Here is a 1,240-nt window from a genome sequence, read left to right on the forward strand (position 1 = left end):
TGCCGCATCACCTCAAAGCTTTTCTGCGAGGACTTGTTATAACCACGACTTTCCATGACGATTCTCGGAAGGGAACTGACCGGCTGTTGCTAACAATGAGGCTCACAGCTTCTTCCGGCGACACTTTCTGAAGTCAATACAGATGTGCGCATACCGGGATCTGATCCTGCAGACCGCCCACAAAGTCGGACAAAGCTGTATCTCGCTCTTCGTTGTACTGCAAACTCTCAGATAAGCCAAAGAATAATAGCCTTGCTGTTACACAAGGCAACATTTAGACTGGGCAAGAGCCCCCCTTGAAGTACTCTCCAGGATAACACTTGCCGGGATCCTTGCCCCTCAGGGCACCACCAGCACCGGGCAAGGGGCGAGGTCGATCACCCGGTGGCTGACGGAGTTGTTCCGCCCCTCCGCAGACAAGCTGAGGCCACGGGATCCCATCACGATCAGGCTGATCTCCAGCTCGTCTGCCACATCGCAGATCACAAAGGGCACTTTTCCCTCGCGATACTCGCTCTTGACGCTGCTGATGCCAATTTGCTGTAGGCCCAGCTCCGTCTGTTTGAGCAGGTTCTGGATGTTCTGCCGGGCTTGTTCTGCCCGCTCCGCGTCCAGCTCCGCAGCATCCAGAACCGAGAGCAGGTACACCTGACTTTTGTAGCGCTGCGCTATGTCTGCCACTAAGGGCAAGGCGTGGCTGGTCTCACGCGAGTTGTCGATGGGAAAGAGCAGTTTGTCGAACATAGTCGCGGATCCCACAGTCAAGCCCATTCCCTATCCAAGTCGGGGGGCCGGCCTCATTCTATCAATTTTACCGGCAGCTCAATGGCCTCCTTCCACCCCTGCCCGTTTTTCTGTTGTGAGGGGCTCGACCTGGGCGGCAAACGGAGCTCCTCCAGTGTTTGAATGAGCGGCCATGTCCATCATCCCGCGAAGATCCAGCCGCCTTAGGCCATGCTGGGCTGAAGTTTGCGCAGTTCCTGCCAAAAATCCATGATTTTCAGATTGACCAAACTTGGAAAAGAATAGTGAAAAAAGTGTCGCCCTCCAGGGCAAAGCCACATTTGATCCCCCGGCTTTAAGTGGTTTTTCCACTTCTCGAGCGCAGCAGGATCCACAATGGGGTCATCCTTGCTGGCGCAAACCAACATCGGCACCGAAACTTTCCGAGCTGGAATCGCTATCACCTGAAATAGGGAGTGAGGTATGGGGGAAGTATCTAAGTCTTTAGCCAGAGCAT

The 1,240-nt window shown here is 54.5% G+C and carries 1 protein-coding gene and 1 pseudogene; both read right to left on the reverse strand.

What is annotated here, in order from left to right:
- Positions 1–339: 339 nt before the first annotated feature.
- Positions 340–744, reverse strand: coding sequence for a universal stress protein (locus NW857_RS04245; RefSeq protein WP_414333698.1), 405 nt, complete (start codon positions 742–744; stop codon positions 340–342).
- Between the two features lie 203 nt (positions 745–947).
- A pseudogene (locus NW857_RS04250) lies at positions 948–1,240 on the reverse strand (alpha/beta hydrolase); the annotation flags it as partial.

The organism is Synechococcus sp. H55.9, assembly GCF_047462355.1.
Lineage (GTDB): Bacteria > Cyanobacteriota > Cyanobacteriia > Thermostichales > Thermostichaceae > Thermostichus.

What these genes read in the sequence shown, in the direction of transcription:
- NW857_RS04245 (WP_414333698.1), bottom strand. Translation starts at nt 744, where the DNA reads ATGTTCGACAAACTGCTCTTTCCCATCGACAACTCGCGTGAGACCAGC.